The sequence below is a fragment of the Eubacterium sp. LMAG:50 genome, from assembly GCF_008680265.1.
Taxonomy (GTDB): domain Bacteria; phylum Bacillota; class Clostridia; order Lachnospirales; family Lachnospiraceae; genus Eubacterium_U; species Eubacterium_U album.
This window is the reverse complement of the sequence record NZ_NALP01000007.1, coordinates 892,945-912,232: the sequence shown is the minus strand read 5'-3', so window position 1 is coordinate 912,232 and position 19,288 is coordinate 892,945. Positions and strand designations below refer to the sequence as shown.

Below are 19,288 nucleotides of genomic sequence, written 5' to 3'. Positions count from 1 at the left end.
CCATTTATATCTCATTAAAGTATCTCAACGCATCCTTAATATACTCCACCTTTTCCTGCGGACATTGCTTCACTTCTGGATTCTCTTTCTTGGACTTATTATAGTTCTCGACCATATCCAGTCCACACATCCGCTTAACCTGTGCAATGTAAGAAGTATGCACATTCACACCATACTTGTTCTTCACATATTCCTTAATCTTCGGATATGTAGCTTTTTCTTCTGGTGTATAATTACTCTCTTCCTCAGGCTCCATTGTAACCTCAATCTTAGGGGTATCTTTTTTGAGGGATAATTTAACAACCGTTTCAACGGTATTACCTTTTTCCCACAAGAGCCGCCTTACCTCTTGACCATCCCGATATATTGGGAAATTAAACTCTATCGACTTCAAAGGCTGCTCTGACTCCCCATTTGGATATATCTGAATTTCTTTTATAAGATAAGTAATAAGGCTTTTCTTTTCCTCGTCACTTATTATATCATAGAGCTTTCCGAAATTCAGCATAAGCTTGTAAATATTGTCCAGAGTGATTGTTTCCATTTCGATAGAACTTTTTCTCAGCTTTGCATCTTCAATCCGTTCTTCCAACTCTACAATCGTATCATACAAGGCATCAAGTCTTAAAGTCATGTCGTGGATTTTCCTTTCTCTGAAACGAGCATCAATAGGCAGATTATCAATCTCTCGTTCCAGACGGGCTTTATTCAAATCTACTTCTTTCAGCTTACTCTCGTAATTGGCAAGTTCCTTATCAATAGCTGTTGTATCGGTCTGTACGCCAATACGCTTTTCAATCTCTTTTGCAAAATACTTATCGCTTACCAATTCCTTAATAGCTTCAATTACAAGTGGCTCAATATCTGTTTTTCTTAGCGATGCTTTATAATCACAATGATGTCCTCGCTCCTGCTTATTTCTACCACAAATATAATAGTAAACCTCTTTGTATGTGCCGTCTTTATTTGTCCAAGCGTGTTTGTTCGTATACATTAAACTTCCACAAAGGGGACACTTTAATATCCCCGTCAAAAGGTGTGACCTATCCTTACCGATTTTGGATGGCTGTTTAATTCCTGTTGCCATACGCTTTGCGTGAACCTTTTGCCACAATTTCTCGCTGATAATTCCTTCATGTTGTCCATCTTCCAGAATGTAATCCTCTGCATGAACCTGCTTATATTCATTTTTTGTACCTTTTACCTTTTCTCGTGTTCTTCTGCCATAAGCAATCTTTCCACAATAAACAGGATTGTCTAATATCAACCGTATAAAATGACTGCTCCAAGTTTCCAATGTGCCGTTCTGACGAGGTATCTTCTTTATACCTTGAAGATTAAGATATTTTGCTACTCCGCCAAGTACTATATCAGAATTAGCAAATTTATCAAATATAATTCTGATTGCTTCAGCTTCCGTTTCTTCTATCAAGAGCTGATTGTCTTTCAGATAATATCCGTATGGTGCAAATCCACCATTCCACCCACCTTGTCGTGCTTTTTCTCTCCGTCCATTCATTGTCTGTTCAATGATATTTTCTCTTTCTATTTCTGCAACCGCAGACAAAACAGAGATTAAAAGTTTTCCACTTTTTATGTCCTCAATCATCTGATTGAATCCCATTCTTCCCTCAATGGACTTCCCTGACTTTCCTGCATCTTCATATTCTCCTGCAATCTTAAAATCATTAAATTCAGCATAATTTTTCATTTTATTTTTCTGAGCTTCCAATGAATAACCATCTATCTGCATAACTGTAGAAACACGAGTATATATATAAACCTTTGTTTTTTTATTATTCACAATTTTTCTCCTTGACATTTTCACTAATAAATAGTACCCTTTGTATTAAGAAATGGGTTTTTATACCGTACGTGCTGACTTGTCAGTAGCTAAGCGGGTTGCTCGTTTCTTTTTTTGTTTTTATAACATCGTACAAATATTTCTTACCGTTGGCATCATGTCTAACTATCAGGAAGACATGAAAAACATTATACCTTTCTATTTCTCCATTCTCATCAAATACCGGTAAAGCAAAACGTGAATCAAATCTATACCAGCCATTAGCCGCATCAATTTTATGCTTATCCTTTTTATTAATTATAAATTTAGAGTCTGTAGCAATTTCTATCATTTCCCCAATACCTTGTGAAGCATTAGCCTTTGCCTTGGCATTTGTTCCTTTTAACCCATATGTATCATTTGAACCAGTATATTCATCCGGCAAATCAGCTCCAATGTATATGACATCTCCTGTTTCAAGTATTATATAAAATTCACCAACTGATTCTTTCAAATATTCCTTGACATCATCCCAATTAATAGAACGTTTGCCCTTAAATTTAATATCATTAATCAAAACAATATCTTTTCCATTTAAATCCTTAATTACGCTTATGTTCTTATTTTTCTCCATTCATTTCCCCTAATCTTTTCATGTATTTTAATAAACGCATCTGCTGACTTTTAGATAACTTATGGTAATCTTCCAAAATCTTATGATCCTCAACATTTTTATAATCAATATCCTCTGATAAATTTTCTTTAAACGTTTCTGAACCTGTAAGTAATTCTTCTACAGAAACCCCCAAAGCCTCACTAATAACCAATAACTTATCAGAAGCCGGATTCGACTTCTTGGTATTCCAATCGCTAATTGTACTGATTGTTATCCCGGTTCTCCTTGAGAGTTCTCTTTGACTCATTTTCTGTTCCTTCATTATTTCAAAAATTCTTTCACTTATTATCATATTTGACTCCATTTTATGCACGTTTTTACGTTCATATTAATACTAGCTAACATAATAGTCAATATCAATGTGTCTCTTTTTTTGTAATAACTCTATAGATATATACTTTTTATATATTTTTCTAACAGTAATTATTGATGTGCTATTTTTTCCTCTTAAATCTTTTTCTAAATTTTCGGCATACTTTTCTATAATTTCACTAAGAAACTTGGATAATCCACACCATATATCGTCTTTACTCTTTTCCATTTGACCCGCCTCCATTCCAAAAGATTTCAGCACACGTTTCATTATGTTTCTTTGACATTATTTCTCTAATGTTATAATTAGGAATATCTACAGGAATACAAACATTTCTTATTCGACTATTGATACGTCTTCTATTAAAATTTTCATCATTTTCTTTTTTATCTATGTCTGTATTGGTTGTTATAATTAATGGCTTTCCCTCACTCACTCTTTCATCGATAACCCAATAAATATTTTCCAGTGTATATTCTGTGTTTCTTTCTGTACCAACATCATCAATAATTAACAAATCATATTTATTAAGACTTTTAACATATTTTGTTTTATCACTTGCACTGAAAATGTCATTGGTTATTTCAATAAAGCTTGTAAATTTTACTTTTACTCCCTTTTCAATTAGAGCATTTGCAATGGCACTTGCCATGTATGATTTACCTGTTCCAACATTTCCAATCAACATTAACCCTCAGTTATGTTCATACATTTTCTCCCAATTTGCGACATAATCTTTTGCAACATACATCTTGGCATTAAGACCATTGTATTTCTCAAAAGTTTGTTTCCACATACTCTTATGATTAAAGCATTCATACTTTGCCTTTATAATCAGATTTTTTCTTTCTTCTTCAATTCTTCTCTTTTCCTCTTCTTCCTCTCTTTTTTCTTCACATTTGCATCTGCATGGAACCATATTCCCTGTAATTTTGTTTTTTGTGTAAATAATTTTTTCTCCACAGTACGGACAATGCTCACACTTTGTTGTACCATCCTGTATATCGTCCATAACTTTTGTTACTATTTTATTTAACTTACTATTTGCCATTGTTATAACCTTCCTTCTTTTTCGTATTTACTTAAATATTTATTAGTTTCTTTTTTAATACTTTTATTAGTATTAAAACTACTTAATGGGTTGTCTTCAGAGTTCTTTGGTACTCCACTAATATCTTCTTTAGTAGTTTCATAAACCTTTTTTGCATTCAGTCTTACATTCTCTTTTTTATCCGGGAATTTTACATAAATATGATTTGCCATTCCGTTATGGACTTTTTTTCTTTCAATTAAATCCAACACTTCCAACTCACTTAGTGCACCATATATCACAGGTTCCGTCCTACCTATGTATTTTGCTAATGCTCTTACCGGATAAATTACATATACATTCCCATTTTCATCCTTTAGTCCGTTTTTCCTTGATAAAAAAGTTCTACCCAATAATGTTGTGTATACGAGTTTTGCTATTGGCGAAACCTTCATTTTTGACAAAAATCTTGGACATGGGTCATAGTTTTCTATTTTTGTTTCCCTTTTTATATATTGATTCACTCTCTCACACCTTCCTTTCGACAATAAAAAAAGCCTTATCCATAAACAGCTAGTCTTTTGAACTACTGTTTATAATAAGGCTTTTATTATTAAATTTTATATTAATTCATCAGCTTTCAACCCATTTGAACTTCTAAAAAATATTTTAGTACTAAAAAAATCTTTTGTCGAATTCTATCTTGGTCGAATTTCATTATTTTATATCATATATGATTGTTTTTCTAAGTATTTAAATGTACTTATATGTAATTAAATATGGCAACAAATGAGGTGTGATGTCTTTTGCAAGATACGCATTTGTATATACAATTGCATCTTGTTAGGAATTCTCCTAAAACCTTTTACCAAAAGTTTACACCGTAAAACAACAGTTTTTTCATAATTATTACTTAATCCTTGGGACTTCGGGTCCCAGGGTTGTCCTTTTTTCTTTGATTCTTAACTAATATTTATCGTGTGTCCTTTCTGCGTTTTTATACATTAACCTAGATATATTGTGACAAATATCTTTGATTATCTTTGTTTTAAAACACTATTAATTATAAATCAATATTGCAATCTATTCCGCTATGGTTTTCTAAAAAAATTGTTTCTTTATCATCTATTACTTTTTTTAGCTTGAATACCTGTATTTTTGTAAGCGGAACCTGAAAAGCTATATCCTTGTTGACAAAACTTTTCATTATTATTTTTGAATGCAAATTTTCAATAAATATCTTCCATTCTTCCATATTTGTATCCACTGTTTTTTCCATTAAATATTTAAATCCATCAGCTGCATAAAAAATATATAATGCTGTACTCATTGAACAATTAGAATTATTAATTATTATGTTTGGTATTTCAAAACCATTAGACCAATTGTAATTATACGCATACAACTGTAAATCTTCTGCATCGCTACATTTCATTAAATAATCCATTGTTCCCTGTATGTCTTTATTATAAATTAATTCTGATATTAATTCTTTTTTCACCTTGCTACATCCTTTCATTTTAGTTTTTCCATTTGTTTATTCCATAATTCTATTGTCGCTCCTTCAGATGAATAGAGTGGTAAACCTTTCTCCTGCAACTTTTTCAAATTATGCTGTAACCTTAGTACTTTTCGTTGAATAGAAACATAACTTCCTTCTGTCCCTATCTTATCTAATTCTTGCCTAACAAACTGTGAATAGACAGAATGATATCCTCTATGCCTTGATTTAACACTGATATCTTTACTTGGAACTCGTAAAAATATACCATTACTCGCATCATCTGGATCCATTCCAATTTTTTGAATCACCGGATGATTTTTAATATCAGATGGGATAATATGTTGTGCCTGATATCCCGACCATTTTGTTTCTTTTGATACATTCATCTCAGCTAACATATTTTTTCCAAGTGTTAATGATTTTCCTCCTGTAACAACTCCATCTTTGCCTGGAATAATACGTGTTTCCACAACAGCTATGCCGTCAAAAAGTCCACTATATCCTTTACTCATTTGACTCACCTCCAGCATAAAACCTTGCAGTTTTGCTTTGATAAGTCACTATACGAATCCCTTTTTCCCTAAGTCTATCAAAACAAGCATAATTTGATGAGCCATAAACAAGAATTACTTTGGGCTTTAATATGAATACCATTTCATCCAACCATGTCTCAAATGTAGAACGGTAGTACAATTTTTTTACATCACTTGCAACCGTTCCTATCGCCAAAATACTATTCTGTGATATTCCATCAAAACAATATTCCCAGCTATCAACCAAATCACCACGAACATTATTTATAACCTGTTTTCCACATAATTTCCCATACCAATATCCAAATGCTCTCATACGATATGTATTCCATCGTTTCAAAGGATCTGGAAAATCATAATATGTTAAAAAATCAGGTGTAATAATTCCTGCGAAATGCTTTAATATTTTATATGCTTGCTTGTTTCGGAACCAAATTCCACATGTTGAATCAAACTTATAATCATCTTCATAAAAACAAACAAATACATCTCTAACAAAAGCTTTGTTACCTTTTCTTTGTTCCTCCAACTTTTCATAGTGGTACTACAATAATATTATTAACATAAGTGACAAATCAATTTTTTCAAACATCCAATTCGTAGCATATTAGAATTTATTTATATCATAAAAAAAGCAACAGCTGTACTTTGTTACCAATTTTTCTCGAATCTTAATCGTCTATTAAAACTAGCTAAACCTCTTGTCAATATTTCCATAGTATGTAGCCAAAATAACATTTATTTCATCAACATCCGCTTTGACTTCAATATGGTATTTTGTATCAGAAAGTTCGAACACAATCACCGCTGTATCAAATAGAGATAACTTTTTTAACAAAAGCAGTATATTAATCTGTTTTATCATATTGAGCATTTAATCTTCTCTGTAACTCCGATTTTATTCTAAATGTCATCGCTAAATTTGCCTTTTCTCAGTCAATTATAAACTTCTTTCCATCCATATCCGTCCCCCCAACGCATTCCTTTATTAGTAACCTTGTTATTAACTGAAGACAAATGTAACTCATACATTTCTATTTCATCCTTTTTACATTCACAATCATATTAAATCTCTATATATAAACAATTATCACTAAAACAACGAGAACTCCCTTTTCTCTCTATATATTCCGCGCTCAATTAGTTCCTTAATAACACTAATACGTGGTCTAACTCCTCGTCTATCATACATATATCTACCAAAATGTTCTGATTCTTCAAGTATCATTTGAATATCAATATCATAAACTTCAAAATAACAATCTTTCGGTGATTCATTATAAAATTTCACAAAAATCAATCTATCCCATTTAATTACCGATGAGAAACTTGAAAAATCGGTTCGTCCTGTTGCATACTTTATTTCAATACGATTACTTCCTTCTGGAGCATTAGGATCAAAGCAGTCAAAGCCAAGACGCATGTCATCAATTTTCCAATATCCCATCTTATATGCTACTAGTGCCTCTACAAATTCTGGTGGTAAAATACTTGGTCTACCACCTATTTTCTTTATTTTTTCATTCAAATTCATCCAGTCAGAAAACAACTTTTGTAATAGGAAAATATCCTCTTTTTCATATTGAATTATATTTACAGGGATTTCTCTTTCAGGAATCTCTAAAAACTTCTCTTTTCTTATCATTATACTTCCTCCTTATCTGAAGATATAAACAATAAAATGCACAATAATTCTAAATATCTCTGTATAACATCTTGATATTTATTATACGTTTCTTGCAAACAATTTATCTTTGTACATGTTATAACCAAAACAAACTCTGTAGAATCATCAACTATCAGTGGTATTGCCAATATAGAGTGATACTGTCTATTTTCATTTAACTCAACAAATGGGACATCTGGTCTTCTATTATTTATATCACCACAATAAATAACTCTTTTTTCACAAAATGCCGTTCCAACCAAGGACTCTTTATCTAACCTCAACTTATTTATCGTCCCAGGTGAATGTTTAGTAGACACTAAAATCGAACATAAGTCTTGCCTATCTTTTCGAAAAATGCTTGTATTCATTTTTGCCGTTTTTGAAAATACATCATCTCTGAAAATATATTCTATTTCTGAGATTAATGTTTGTAATTCTGTATTTTCACATTTTTCGTTATTCTTTAACGAATATAATATCTTTCTATTAACTGAATTTGTATTTATGTAATATTCACACTTATTTTTGAATAGTTCCAACTCTTGTTCTAATCTTTCAATTTCTTGCTCTATGTCATCCCTTTCGTGCTCTACATCTGATATTCTTTCCTTTAAAAATTCCATAGATTTAATCAATTCTTCTTTTTCTTTCTTTAAATCATCTATTCCTAAATTTTCAATCTTTTCATCATAGTACTCTTCTTGTTTTTTAATCTTTCTATTTAAACTAATAATAATCACAACAAAAACAGAAACAATTAGAGCAAATACTATACCTATGACTAAATGTATATTGTCTTTTTGAAAAGCATATAATATTCCATTGGCAATCATCTGAATAACTAAAACACCTATTCCACCAAAAACATCTGTTTTTTTTATATCCATATTTCCTCCTTGTGTGATGTGAACTTTCATTTACAACCGTCTTTATATTTTAAATCTTCCAAAATGTTTCAGTGCATCCCTAATTGCCTTTTCCTTCTCTATCGGACACTGAGGCTGTCTACTTCCTTCCGACTTTGGCAGATTATAATTTTCTCCAACCTCTATCCCACATTTCCTTTTTATCTGTGAAATATATAGATTCGAAACCTTCAAACCATATATCTTAAGCACATAATTCTTAATCTCCTCATAAGTTGCTTTACTTTCAGCAGATGTTACATCTATTTCATCCATATCCACCGTTACTTCGATATTATCCTTTGCATCAGAAAGTTTGGACAACAGCGCCACCGTCTCCACATGCACGGTCTGCGGGAACATATCTACCGCACAAGCTTTTTCAACCTTGTATCCATGCTCCTGCAAAATTACTAAATCCCTTGCAAGACTCGTTGGCTTACAGCTAATATATACAATTCTGTCTACGCCGAAATCAATTATCTTTTGTAAAGCCTTTGGATGAATACCATCTCTTGGTGGGTCAAGAACTATTAAATCCGGCTTGTCCTTGATATCATCAATAACTTTTAGCACATCCCCTGCAATAAATTCACAGTTGTTAAGTCCGTTTAATTCAGCATTTTCTTTTGCAGCTTCTACCGCCTCTGCAACAATTTCAACCCCTACAACTTTTTTTGCAACAGGAGCAAGAATCTGTGCAATTGTTCCTGTACCGCTGTAAAGGTCAAATATCATTTTATCATTAGTGCTTCCAACATACTCTCTTGCCTTTGAATAAAGGACTTCAGCCCCTAAAGAATTTGTCTGGAAAAATGAAAATGTTGAAATCTTAAATCTAAGTCCCAATAATTCTTCATAAATTACATCTTCACCATAAAGTACTCTTGTCTCATCACTTTGAACCACATCAGCCAGACCATCATTTATAATCTGGAGTACACCTTTAAGTTCGCACTCTAAATCAAGTTTACATAACTTATCAATTAAAATATTATAATCTGCCGCTGCCTCGCCGTTTGCATCCGATGTTGTAACAATACTCATTATAATCTGATTTGTTTTTACACCACGTCTAATAACCAAATGTCTAAGGTATCCTTCGTGTCTCATTTTATGATAAAATTTTACATTTCTTTCTGCAAAATGTTCTAATACACAAGTCAAAATTTTGTTGTAATCTTTATTTACAATTTTACATTCCTTTGCCGTAACAATATCGTGGAAACTGTCTCTTTTATGTAATCCCAATGCCAAAGGGCCATCTTTATATTCATCTCCAAATGAAAATTCCATCTTATTTCTGTATTCCCACTGAACAGGGCTTTTGAGGATTCCTTCAAATTCATAATCTTTATTTGTAATTACTCCATCTAAAATATTCTTAACCATTTCTTTTTTCAAATTAGTCTGATTTTCATAATCCATTGTCTGGTAAGAACATCCGCCACAATCCGCAAAATGTGGGCAAAGTGGTTCTGCATTTTCAAGTGGTGACTTTTCAAGCACTTCTTTTAAACGTCCAACACATTTGCCTGAACGCTTCTTTGAAACTACAAAACTTACTTTTTGGCCCGGAATAGTTCTTTTAACTAAAGCTACACCTTTCTCACCACAATCTACTGTTCCTTTATTTGGAAAATCTATTTTCTCTACCACTCCCTGGTATTCCATTCCTTTTTTCATTTATTTATCCTCTATCTGCTAATATTTTAATGATGCCAGGGGCACAATATGAGCATAAAAGTGGGATAATTCCCACGATATGCGAATATTGGATAGGATTGTGAGAGTGCATAGCACGGAACAATCCGTAGGCATCAAAATCACTACTTTTAATCTCACATGAGCTTAATCATAATTTGGTTCTTTTGCCCCGACATCATTACAAAATAAGTCCACATACACAATTCGGCCAAATGCTATACATTCCAATTGTTATATGTGGACTTAACTTATTCATCGGTTATTGTTTAAAAAACAAATCTACATGACCTGCCATTCACTATGGCGTAACGATTTATTCTTCCACAAAATCACTTTCATCTTCTTCGTCGTCTTCAAATAAATCATCGAAATCATCTTCAAAATCATCATAATAATCTTCTGTAATTTTATTGTAAATTGCATAAGCTACTCCGGCAATTGCTGCCACTACTGCAAGCACTCCAAGTACGATCCCAACTATCTTAACTACGTCAGACTTCTTTTCTTCTTTGCCGATAATCTTGCCAATCTTAACTCCCTTGATTAATTCGTCCATATCCGTACTCCTTTCACTACAAGTTATATTTCATAAGAATAGTATATCATTTTAGTGCTGTTTTTACTACAGTTTTTTAAGTTTTGCAAATGAAGCCATCATAATTTTCTGACCTGCTTTGTCAAATGCTACCGTAACCTGATAATCTTTCGGACCATCCTCAATATTAAGCACTGTTCCTTCACCAAACTTAATATGTTTAACTCTGTCTCCAATTACATAATCAACCGGCTGTTTTGTAATTGTAAATGATTTACCAAATGCAGGTTTTGTGCTAGGTTCACCATACGAAGATTTCATAAATGGTTTATTTCTAAATGCATTCTGACTTGCTCTGCTTGCATTTCCAAATTCTTCTTTCTTTGGAATCTGTCCTGCTGCGACTCTGTCTGTTACATTTTTACTATTAATAAGCTGTGTTGGTATTTCCTTTATAAATCGTGAAATAATATTATATCTTGTTTCTCCATGAACCATACGTCTCTTTGCATAACTAATTACAAGATTTTCCTTTGCTCTTGTAATTGCAACATAACACAGACGTCTTTCTTCTTCAATTTCACTTTGGTCTTCGGCACAAATTGCTGAAATTCCCGGAAATAATCCTTCTTCCATTCCACATAAAAATACATTAGGAAATTCAAGTCCCTTTGCACTATGTATGGTCATAAGGACAACATAGTCACTATCCTCATCAAGACTATCTATGTCCGCTACCAAAGCAACGTCTTCAAGAAATCCTGCCAAATCCGGATTTTCTGTTGTTGATTCATATTCTACAACCTTACTTATCAATTCTTCTATGTTCTCGATTCTTGCCTTGCTTTCGTCTGTATTTTCCAAAACAAGTTCTGTCACATATCCTGTATCTTCAATAATCTTATCTACTAATTCTTTTATTGAATGCTCCTGACTGTACTCTCTTAATTCTTCAATAAAATCAGTAAATTTCTTAATCTTTGCTGAAGCTCTGCTAAGTTCAGGATTCATATATGCAAGTTCTAACGCATTATACAAATTAATGTTATGGTCAACTGCATATGCCTGCGCCTTTCCAATAGAAGTAGCTCCGATTCCTCTCTTTGGAACATTAATAATTCTTGCTACAGCAATATCATCCGTAGAATTATTTACTGTTTTCAAATAGCACAAAATGTCTTTAATTTCTTTACGCTGATAGAAATTCTGTCCGCCGATAATCTTATAAGGAACATTTGCCAAAAGAAGTTTTTCTTCTAATGTTCTTGACTGAGCATTAGTTCTATATAGGCATGCAAAATCACTGTATTTATAGTTTCCTGCATTCACTTTTTTTCTAATTTCTTTCGCAACCATGTTAGCTTCATCATAAGCATCTTCCGCCTGATACAAATCAATCTGCGTTCCTTCTTCATTGTCACTCCACAATGTTTTGTCTTTTCTTCCCTGATTGTTTGCAATTACTCCATTTGCGGCAGCTAAAATATTCTTTGTAGAACGGTAATTCTGCTCTAACTTGATAACACGTGCATTTTCAAAATATTTTTCAAATGAGAGAATATTTGTAATATTCGCTCCTCTAAACTTATAAATAGATTGGTCATCATCACCTACAACACACAAATTTCTATATTTTGATGCAAGAAGGCGAATCAACTGAAACTGTGCTGTATTTGTATCCTGATACTCATCTACCATAATGTATTTAAATCTTTCCTGATAATAATCCAGCACATCTGGAAATTTCTTAAATAATTCTACTGTTTTTACAATTAAATCATCAAAATCTAAAGCATTATTTTTCTTAAGCTGAACCTGATATTCAAGATAAATCTTAGCAACTGTATTTTCTCTCAAATCACCTTTTGTTATCTCTATTGCACGTTCAGGACTTATGAGTTCATCTTTATAAGAAGAAATCTTTCCTGCCACAGCTCTTTCTTTGTAAAATTTAGAATCTAAATTCATTCTTTTTACAATATCTTTTATCAGACTCTTCTGGTCATCTGCATCGTAAATTGTAAATCTATTATCATATCCTAAAAATTCAATATGTCTTCTCAAAATTCGTACACATGTAGAATGGAATGTACTTACCCATATCTGATCAGCACCAAATCCAACTATGTTGTTAATTCTTTCACGCATTTCTGATGCAGCCTTATTTGTAAAAGTGATTGCCATAATATTCCATGGCGAAACACCCTTTTCTTCTATAAGATAAGCTGCTCTATGTGTAAGCACTCTAGTCTTTCCACTTCCTGCACCGGCAAGAATAAGTAACGGTCCTTCCGTGTGAAATACCGCCATCTGTTGCATATCATTTAATGTATCATATCTGCTCATAAATATACCTTTTTCCTTATTTTTATATTCCACTTAGGCAAACTTTTATATACTTCTGCTATCATATCATATTTTCTAAAAAAATCGAACATATTTTCTGCTATTTGTAATAAATTTTATTTGTAGTTTTCATTACTATGTATTATAATATTTTTTGTACATAAGGAGGTATATATGGAAAGTGATAAAATAATCGAGTCTATATTAAACGATTTTAATTCATTTAACATAGACGATATACCAAACATTGATTTATATATGGACCAGGTGACAACCTATTTAAATAATAAATTTGAGGGAAGCAAACGTAACGACGACGACAAGCTCTTAACAAAAACCATGATTAATAATTATGCTAAAAGTCGTTTATTACCACCTCCCGAAAAGAAAAAATATTCCAAAGACCATTTAATTCTTTTAATGATGATATTTTATCTTAAAAATATCATTTCAATTAATGATATTGATACGGCCTTGTCCCCATTAATTAAAGATTATTTTAATGATGGAAATAATAGTCTTGAAGAAATTTTTAAATTATTCATTCAATATATGAAAGATACTGACGATAATCAGTCGATTATTGATGCGTACGTAAAATCCAATGAGTATTTTTCAAATTTGGATAATGAAGATAATAAAGAATATTTGCAGACACTTACACTAATTGCGACTTTGACTTACGAATGCCTTTCAAGAAAAATGATTATCGAAAAGTTGATTGACTCTCTTCCAAAGGAGGAAAACTCAAAAGATAAATCTGACAAAAATAAGAGTGATAAGAATAAAACTGATAAATAGTAGAATTTAGTGTAACTGTATTTTAAAAGCCTTAAATTTTGTTTCTAATTCAAAATTTAAGGCTTTTAATTTGTATAAGGTAAGACCTTATTTATGAAACTGAATTTTCAAAAAGCGAAGTGTTAATTACTTTAATATTAAATACTATCTTCTAATCCAGAATGCTCAAAGCTAATCATCATATTTGGCTCTCTTTAATACCATATCATAACCATCATTACCATAATTAAGAGATCTGTTAACTCTGCTGATTGTAGCTGTTGATGCCCCTGTATCTTCTGAAATTTCCAAATAAGTCTTTCCTTCTCTAAGCATCTTAGCTACTTCAAATCTCTGTGATATAGACAATAATTCATTTATAGTACATACATCTTCAAAAAATGTATAACATTCTTCCTTTGTTTCCAATGATAATATAGCTGCAAATAAATGATCTACTTCCTTTGTTCTAACTGACTTACTCATAAATTGCCTCCTGTGTTATCTTTTCTCTTTCACATTTTAGCACTCTAAAGTCTGAAAGTCCAGTCATTTCTTATATTATTTAACTCTTACTTTTTTACTCTTGCTCCATTTTCCGTAAATTTTCTTTCCATCCTGTTTTATGTAAGCTCTGACCTTAAAATAATATTTTTTATTTGAGCTAAGTTTTTTAAAGTTATAAATATTCTTTTTTATCTGCTTTGTGTTATAGCCATAATATTTTTTATTTGTACTATATTTGATAACATAGCCTGTAACATTAGTCTGCTTTTTAATAATTATTTTTACGCTTCTCTTCTTTTTGCTCTTTGCACTAATTATTTTAGTTTTACTATTCTGAATCTGCTGTATAGAAATGTTATCAATATTATTTACATCAGAAACATTGTTAGTTATGTCTGTGTTATTTATATTACTGTTATTTGTTTCATTATTACCGGCATTTCCATTATTAGTTGTGCTGTTGTTCCCACTATTTCCATTATTAGTTGTGCTGTTGTTCCCACTATTTCCATTATTAGTTGTCGTTTCTGCATAACTTGGGTCAGGAATTACTGCCGTTGTTGAAAATGATAAATTCGTTATTTTTGCAATAAAACTTCCATTCTGAGCCATTGGATCCCCATCACTTCTTCCAAATCCAAATTTCAAATCAAGCTTTCCTGCATAATCACTTGGTATGCTCACTTTTTTCTCATAGTTATATGGCTGGTTTTTTACCAATGTAATGTATTCTCCACTAATTGACTCTTCATCGTCTCCTGCAATTTTTACAAATACTTTTTTGCTTTCAGTTGAAACTAATGTACATTTTAATACGTAATCATTTCCGGCATAGTATTTTAATCCTTCTATATTCGCCTGAGCACTCCACTGACTATCACCTTGTATTATTCCTGCATCTGTTACATTTATAGTAACCCCATCAGTTACCTTAGCTCCATTACCAATTACATTTCCATAAGTTCCACACCATGTTTGTCCAAAGAATGAAGTCCATGCACCTGTATATTCACCTATTGCATCCTGGTTAACTGTAATTGTTGGACCTGTATATTTTGTTGATTCCTTCTCAGGCTTCTGATAAACCCTTACCCAGTCAACTTCCATTGTTGCAGGAAAACCATTTTGATTAATATTATATCCTGGGAGTTGTCCACCTACAGCAAGATTTAATATAATAAATTGAGCTTTTCTAAATTCCTCCATTTCAGACTGTGTTGAAATGGTATATCTTTCATATACATATCCATCAACATAAAATGCAGCACTATTCTCATCCCACTCCATTCCATATGTGTGCCATTGGGTTCTATCGCCTACATCATATGTTTTTCCTTTTGTATCAGCCTGACTATTTTTATATGACCAATGAAGATTTGCAAATACCGTATTATTATCATTTATTGCTTCCATAATGTCCATTTCACCACATTTAGGCCATCCTACAGAACTATAATTTGCCCCGAGTGTCCAAAAAGCCGGCCAAATTCCTGAAAATCTTGGAAGTTTCATTCTAGCTTCAATTTTTCCATATTTAAATTCCTGTTTTCCTTTAGAATTAATTCTTCCTGAAGTATAACTTTTACCACCATAGTTTTCTTTTCTGGCAGTAATCTTTAATGTGCCATCACTAACCTGAATATTGTTTGTACGGTCAACATAATACTGAAGTTCATTATTTCCTCCACCATTACCGTTAACTTCTACATTCCAATTATTTCTATTAAGCTCTGTACCATCAAATTCATCACTCCACACCAACTGGTATTCTCCGTCGGCCTTTACATCTTTTGTACTTTCGTTTCCAACAATATACATTCCACTGAACGCAATTGTTGCAGCGCACAATGACGCCATACATTTTCTAAACCACTTTCTCATATTTCTTTTCTCCTAAATCATTTTCTCTTTTTATGATATATGTATATTTAAACAAATGAAAACGTTTTTTACAATATTTTTTGTTAATTTTCACCTATTTTCTTACAAATTTGTTTACTTATATAAATAAAGACCTAATATTTACAATTTTACTTTTGCAAACAATAGGTCATAATTTATTTACTAAAAACTTTTTTACAGTAATTTTTTTAATTCTTCAACACTAAAATTATAATTTGTGTTACAGAAATGACAATTCACTTCAATGTCCTTACCCTCATTAATCATATCTTTAATTTCAGCCTTGTTAATTCCCATTAATGCCTTTGTAACTCTCTCTTTACTGCAGTTGCAATAAAACTGCGTTGGCACCTTATCCGTTATTTCTACGCCTAAATCTCCTAATACAAATTCTAAGATATCTTCCGGTGTCATTCCCTTTTCAAGCATATCTGTTACTGAAGTTATCTTTGCTATTTTTTCTTCCAATGCAGATATTACTTCTTCTTCAGCAAATGGCATAAGCTGTACTATAAATCCTCCTGCCTGCTTTACTGTGTTATTTTTTTCCATCAGAACACCTAACGCTACTGCTGAAGGAACCTGTTCTGATGTAGCAAAATAATATGTTAAATCTTCTGCGACTTCACTTGTACCAAGCGGCACCTGACTTGAATACGGTTCCTTTAATCCCATATCTTTAATTACAGTTAATGTTCCATAACCAATTGCAGCTCCTACATCTAATTTTCCTGCATAATTTGCAGGAATGATTACATTCGGATTTCCTACATATCCTTTTACATTTCCATGAGAATCAGCTGTTACCGTAACTCCATTTATCGGTCCATCACCTTTCATCATAAGTGTAAGGATGTCATTATCACCTTTCATCATAACACCCATCATCGCTCCTCCTGTAAGAAGTCTTCCAAGAGCTGCTGTTGCAACGGGACTCGTATTATGATGCTGTCTTGCTGTTTCTACTATATTTCTTGATGTAATTGCAAATGCTCTAATCTGATTATCAGCCGCCATTGCTCTTACAATATAATCTTCGCTCATTTAATTTCTCCTTTATTTTTATTTCTATATTTCATTTCCTCGATTGTTTTTCTATTTTTACTTATTTGCTCTGGCAATCACATAAACCCTTTCCTGATTATCATTTGCCAGATTTTTAGTAAATGCCTCATACGCCGTTATATATTCAAGTCCTGCTTCCTCTAAAGCCTGACGTATTTCTTCTAAATAATAAGCTTTTTCATAATGATTTTCCGTAAATTTGTCATATCTGCCATCTTCACCCTGAACAAATATTGACAAATTATATTCATTTATGCGCTCTTCTTCATAAAATGTATTTTCCCAAATAAAGCTACAGTCTTCTCTGTCTTCCGCTATTACTGACTCTCCAATCTGTTCAAACTTTCCAACAGTATTTAAGTCAAATATGAAAATTCCTCCCGGGTCTAAATAATTTCTTACGAGTTTAAATGTTTCTACAACATCTTCATATTCAGTAAGATAATTTAGCGAATCGCAAATGCTTACAACTGCAGCAACTGTTCCATATAATTCAAATCCCCTCATATCCTGAAGCAAATACAATATAGATGTATCGTCACCTCTTTTTTCCATCGCTATATTAAGCATTTCCTGAGAGTTGTCTACTCCAATCATGTCATAACCATTATTTGCAAGAATCTCTGTTATATTTCCTGTGCCACAACCAAGGTCTAATACAATTCCCTCCTTCACTTCATATTCATTTAATAATTCTATTAAATATTTGCCCCATTCCTCATATGGAATATTATCCATTAATTCATCATAAACTGCGGCAAATCCGGTATAAGCATCCATATTTTTCTCCTAAAACTATAACATTCTTTTGACTAAAACCATAATAGTTTACCTTAAAGCTAATATAAAAATATACAATGTCACCACACGCATAGCAGGTGGTTTATAGTTCTAAAACAATCACACGCTGCGTGATTGTCTTACTCAGACTAAAGTCCATAATAAACTAAAGCGGCCAAGCTAACAGCCGGACCGCCCTATAATTATCTTCCACAACAGAATTTGTATTTCTTTCCACTTCCACATGGGCATGGATCATTACGTCCAATCTTCTTTTCCTTAACGATTGTTCCTGACTTTTTCTGTTCTCTATATAATTCCTTCTGTCTTTCTGGTGTAAGAATGTCATTCCATTCTTCTAAGCCGTATAACCAATCTGCCTTAGCTTCAACCATGTTCTTGTATAATAATTCAGGATCATATTCAAGACTTACTTCTGTATCTTCTTCAAATGTATCAATTGGGTTAGATACCTTTAAGCTGTCATTAATTCCATCTAAAAATCCTACCATTGTAAGTACTTCCATATTGTACTTATCAGCAAGTTCTTTAATAGTTCCTTTTACTACAACATCTTTGTTTCCAAGAATATCTTTGTAAACTTCTTTTTCCTGAACAAAATATGCATCCCAAAATGCATCAAACTGCTGCTGCGTCTGATTCTGATTGTAAGCAATCTCTCTCCAAGTTTCTAATAAGTACTTTTTCTCTGCCATTACGCAAATTCCTCCATAACTTAACTTTCATTATAATTTAATATCTGTAATTACATTTTTAATTGATTTGCGTAAACAAACTACGCATACTTTAGATATTATACGAATAAATGTTAATAATTGCAATAAAACTTTTTATTAGATTTTTCTTATTAAATAATATTTTTGTTACTTTTATGCTTTTATTTTCTAATTTATTATTCTATAATACAAAAAGTATTTGTATATAAAGAAATAATATTACTTCTTAAAGGAGCATTCTTATGGATAAAATTAAAAAAATTTTGGTTTTTGCTACAATTGGAATTCTTGCTGTTTTAATTATTGCCTGTCTTGTTTTTGCGATAATGGGAAACAATTCAGCATTTATGGCCTGTGCATGGAGCATCGTTGTTCTTCCATGTTTGATATACGCTATTTTACTGATAGCTAAGGTTTTAGGTAGGAAATAGTTACATTTAGATGGAGACTGGCAATTCTATTATTATGCGTAAGAATTTAGACTTGTTTTTTCGGATATTTTTATTCTCCAACTTG

Annotated in this window: 23 protein-coding genes; 2 read left to right on the top strand and 21 right to left on the bottom strand. The window is 32.1% G+C overall.

What is annotated here, in order from left to right:
* Positions 1–4 precede the first annotated feature (4 nt).
* The 16 genes from CCC31_RS09265 to pcrA all read right to left on the bottom strand — a co-directional run bounded on the left by CCC31_RS09265 (position 5) and on the right by pcrA (position 13,001).
* Positions 5–1,804, bottom strand: coding sequence for a recombinase family protein (locus tag CCC31_RS09265; protein ID WP_363348210.1), 1,800 nt, complete (start codon positions 1,802–1,804; stop codon positions 5–7).
* A gap of 82 nt (positions 1,805–1,886) precedes the next feature.
* A complete protein-coding gene (locus CCC31_RS09260) occupies positions 1,887–2,417 on the bottom strand; it encodes a hypothetical protein (protein ID WP_243053249.1) in 531 nt (176 codons plus the stop codon).
* Complete coding sequence (locus CCC31_RS09255) at positions 2,404–2,751, bottom strand: helix-turn-helix transcriptional regulator (RefSeq protein WP_243053248.1); 348 nt, start codon at positions 2,749–2,751, stop codon at positions 2,404–2,406. Before CCC31_RS09255 ends, CCC31_RS09260 begins: the two co-directional genes overlap by 14 nt.
* A gap of 42 nt (positions 2,752–2,793) precedes the next feature.
* Positions 2,794–3,000 (bottom strand): hypothetical protein, encoded by a 207-nt coding sequence (locus CCC31_RS09250; protein WP_118565637.1) that lies wholly within the window; start codon positions 2,998–3,000, stop codon positions 2,794–2,796.
* On the bottom strand, positions 2,987–3,460 hold the full coding sequence (locus CCC31_RS09245) for an ATP-binding protein (protein ID WP_118565636.1): 474 nt from the start codon (positions 3,458–3,460) through the stop codon (positions 2,987–2,989). Before CCC31_RS09245 ends, CCC31_RS09250 begins: the two co-directional genes overlap by 14 nt.
* A 6-nt stretch (positions 3,461–3,466) precedes the next feature.
* Positions 3,467–3,823, bottom strand: a complete 357-nt coding sequence (locus CCC31_RS09240) for a hypothetical protein (protein WP_118565635.1) — start codon at positions 3,821–3,823, stop codon at positions 3,467–3,469.
* A 2-nt stretch (positions 3,824–3,825) separates the two neighbouring features.
* A complete protein-coding gene (locus CCC31_RS09235; protein WP_118565634.1) occupies positions 3,826–4,326 on the bottom strand; it encodes a replication initiator protein A in 501 nt (166 codons plus the stop codon).
* A 539-nt stretch (positions 4,327–4,865) separates the two neighbouring features.
* Entirely contained in the window at positions 4,866–5,303 is a 438-nt protein-coding gene (locus tag CCC31_RS09230) for a DUF4274 domain-containing protein (protein ID WP_158574524.1), read from the bottom strand.
* Positions 5,304–5,317: 14 nt separating this feature from the next.
* Complete coding sequence (locus CCC31_RS09225; protein WP_158574523.1) at positions 5,318–5,818, bottom strand: AHH domain-containing protein; 501 nt, start codon at positions 5,816–5,818, stop codon at positions 5,318–5,320.
* Complete coding sequence (locus tag CCC31_RS09220) at positions 5,811–6,368, bottom strand: DUF4417 domain-containing protein (RefSeq protein WP_118565631.1); 558 nt, start codon at positions 6,366–6,368, stop codon at positions 5,811–5,813. The genes CCC31_RS09225 and CCC31_RS09220 overlap by 8 nt, the downstream gene beginning before the upstream one ends.
* Before the next feature lie 159 nt (positions 6,369–6,527).
* Positions 6,528–6,713: a hypothetical protein gene (locus tag CCC31_RS09215; protein ID WP_118565630.1), complete on the bottom strand. Its 186-nt coding sequence runs from the start codon at positions 6,711–6,713 to the stop codon at positions 6,528–6,530.
* A gap of 219 nt (positions 6,714–6,932) precedes the next feature.
* Positions 6,933–7,484: a Bsp6I family type II restriction endonuclease gene (locus CCC31_RS09210; RefSeq protein WP_118565629.1), complete on the bottom strand. Its 552-nt coding sequence runs from the start codon at positions 7,482–7,484 to the stop codon at positions 6,933–6,935.
* Positions 7,484–8,395 (bottom strand): hypothetical protein, encoded by a 912-nt coding sequence (locus tag CCC31_RS09205; protein ID WP_118565628.1) that lies wholly within the window; start codon positions 8,393–8,395, stop codon positions 7,484–7,486. Before CCC31_RS09205 ends, CCC31_RS09210 begins: the two co-directional genes overlap by 1 nt.
* A gap of 42 nt (positions 8,396–8,437) precedes the next feature.
* Positions 8,438–10,099: a 23S rRNA (uracil(1939)-C(5))-methyltransferase RlmD gene (rlmD, locus tag CCC31_RS09200; protein ID WP_290851051.1), complete on the bottom strand. Its 1,662-nt coding sequence runs from the start codon at positions 10,097–10,099 to the stop codon at positions 8,438–8,440.
* A 334-nt stretch (positions 10,100–10,433) separates the two neighbouring features.
* Entirely contained in the window at positions 10,434–10,676 is a 243-nt protein-coding gene (locus CCC31_RS09195; RefSeq protein ID WP_022088953.1) for a hypothetical protein, read from the bottom strand.
* A gap of 66 nt (positions 10,677–10,742) precedes the next feature.
* Positions 10,743–13,001, bottom strand: a complete 2,259-nt coding sequence (pcrA, locus tag CCC31_RS09190) for a DNA helicase PcrA (protein ID WP_290851048.1) — start codon at positions 12,999–13,001, stop codon at positions 10,743–10,745.
* Positions 13,002–13,175: 174 nt separating this feature from the next.
* Here pcrA and CCC31_RS09185 point away from each other — a divergent pair, with 174 nt between their 5' ends.
* Positions 13,176–13,802, top strand: coding sequence for a DUF1836 domain-containing protein (locus CCC31_RS09185; protein ID WP_260978890.1), 627 nt, complete (start codon positions 13,176–13,178; stop codon positions 13,800–13,802).
* Positions 13,803–13,973: 171 nt separating this feature from the next.
* Here CCC31_RS09185 and CCC31_RS09180 read toward each other — a convergent pair whose 3' ends face one another.
* The 5 genes from CCC31_RS09180 to CCC31_RS09160 all read right to left on the bottom strand — a co-directional run bounded on the left by CCC31_RS09180 (position 13,974) and on the right by CCC31_RS09160 (position 18,751).
* Positions 13,974–14,267, bottom strand: coding sequence for a YerC/YecD family TrpR-related protein (locus CCC31_RS09180; RefSeq protein WP_022088956.1), 294 nt, complete (start codon positions 14,265–14,267; stop codon positions 13,974–13,976).
* A 75-nt stretch (positions 14,268–14,342) separates the two neighbouring features.
* Positions 14,343–16,169, bottom strand: a complete 1,827-nt coding sequence (locus CCC31_RS09175) for a family 16 glycosylhydrolase (RefSeq protein WP_260978891.1) — start codon at positions 16,167–16,169, stop codon at positions 14,343–14,345.
* Between the two features lie 195 nt (positions 16,170–16,364).
* Entirely contained in the window at positions 16,365–17,234 is an 870-nt protein-coding gene (hslO, locus tag CCC31_RS09170) for an Hsp33 family molecular chaperone HslO (protein ID WP_022088958.1), read from the bottom strand.
* Between the two features lie 57 nt (positions 17,235–17,291).
* Positions 17,292–18,035, bottom strand: a complete 744-nt coding sequence (locus CCC31_RS09165; RefSeq protein ID WP_290851045.1) for a class I SAM-dependent methyltransferase — start codon at positions 18,033–18,035, stop codon at positions 17,292–17,294.
* A 203-nt stretch (positions 18,036–18,238) separates the two neighbouring features.
* A complete protein-coding gene (locus CCC31_RS09160; protein ID WP_022088960.1) occupies positions 18,239–18,751 on the bottom strand; it encodes an SEC-C metal-binding domain-containing protein in 513 nt (170 codons plus the stop codon).
* 263 nt (positions 18,752–19,014) lie between these two features.
* Between CCC31_RS09160 and CCC31_RS09155 the strand changes: the two genes are divergently transcribed.
* On the top strand, positions 19,015–19,203 hold the full coding sequence (locus CCC31_RS09155; protein ID WP_260978893.1) for a hypothetical protein: 189 nt from the start codon (positions 19,015–19,017) through the stop codon (positions 19,201–19,203).
* The last annotated feature ends 85 nt before the right edge of the window (positions 19,204–19,288 follow it).

Coding starts and splice junctions, on each gene's coding strand:
- CCC31_RS09260 (WP_243053249.1), bottom strand. CDS start 2,417: ATGGAGAAAAATAAGAACATAAGCGTAATTAAGGATTTAAATGGAAAA.
- CCC31_RS09255 (WP_243053248.1), bottom strand. CDS start 2,751: ATGATAATAAGTGAAAGAATTTTTGAAATAATGAAGGAACAGAAAATG.
- CCC31_RS09250 (WP_118565637.1), bottom strand. CDS start 3,000: ATGGAAAAGAGTAAAGACGATATATGGTGTGGATTATCCAAGTTTCTT.
- CCC31_RS09245 (WP_118565636.1), bottom strand. CDS start 3,460: ATGTTGATTGGAAATGTTGGAACAGGTAAATCATACATGGCAAGTGCC.
- CCC31_RS09240 (WP_118565635.1), bottom strand. CDS start 3,823: ATGGCAAATAGTAAGTTAAATAAAATAGTAACAAAAGTTATGGACGAT.
- CCC31_RS09225 (WP_158574523.1), bottom strand. CDS start 5,818: ATGAGTAAAGGATATAGTGGACTTTTTGACGGCATAGCTGTTGTGGAA.
- CCC31_RS09215 (WP_118565630.1), bottom strand. CDS start 6,713: ATGCTCAATATGATAAAACAGATTAATATACTGCTTTTGTTAAAAAAG.
- CCC31_RS09210 (WP_118565629.1), bottom strand. CDS start 7,484: ATGATAAGAAAAGAGAAGTTTTTAGAGATTCCTGAAAGAGAAATCCCT.
- CCC31_RS09205 (WP_118565628.1), bottom strand. CDS start 8,395: ATGGATATAAAAAAAACAGATGTTTTTGGTGGAATAGGTGTTTTAGTT.
- rlmD (WP_290851051.1), bottom strand. CDS start 10,099: ATGAAAAAAGGAATGGAATACCAGGGAGTGGTAGAGAAAATAGATTTT.
- CCC31_RS09195 (WP_022088953.1), bottom strand. CDS start 10,676: ATGGACGAATTAATCAAGGGAGTTAAGATTGGCAAGATTATCGGCAAA.
- pcrA (WP_290851048.1), bottom strand. CDS start 13,001: ATGAGCAGATATGATACATTAAATGATATGCAACAGATGGCGGTATTT.
- CCC31_RS09185 (WP_260978890.1), top strand. CDS start 13,176: ATGGAAAGTGATAAAATAATCGAGTCTATATTAAACGATTTTAATTCA.
- CCC31_RS09180 (WP_022088956.1), bottom strand. CDS start 14,267: ATGAGTAAGTCAGTTAGAACAAAGGAAGTAGATCATTTATTTGCAGCT.
- CCC31_RS09175 (WP_260978891.1), bottom strand. CDS start 16,169: ATGAGAAAGTGGTTTAGAAAATGTATGGCGTCATTGTGCGCTGCAACA.
- hslO (WP_022088958.1), bottom strand. CDS start 17,234: ATGAGCGAAGATTATATTGTAAGAGCAATGGCGGCTGATAATCAGATT.
- CCC31_RS09165 (WP_290851045.1), bottom strand. CDS start 18,035: ATGGATGCTTATACCGGATTTGCCGCAGTTTATGATGAATTAATGGAT.
- CCC31_RS09160 (WP_022088960.1), bottom strand. CDS start 18,751: ATGGCAGAGAAAAAGTACTTATTAGAAACTTGGAGAGAGATTGCTTAC.
- CCC31_RS09155 (WP_260978893.1), top strand. CDS start 19,015: ATGGATAAAATTAAAAAAATTTTGGTTTTTGCTACAATTGGAATTCTT.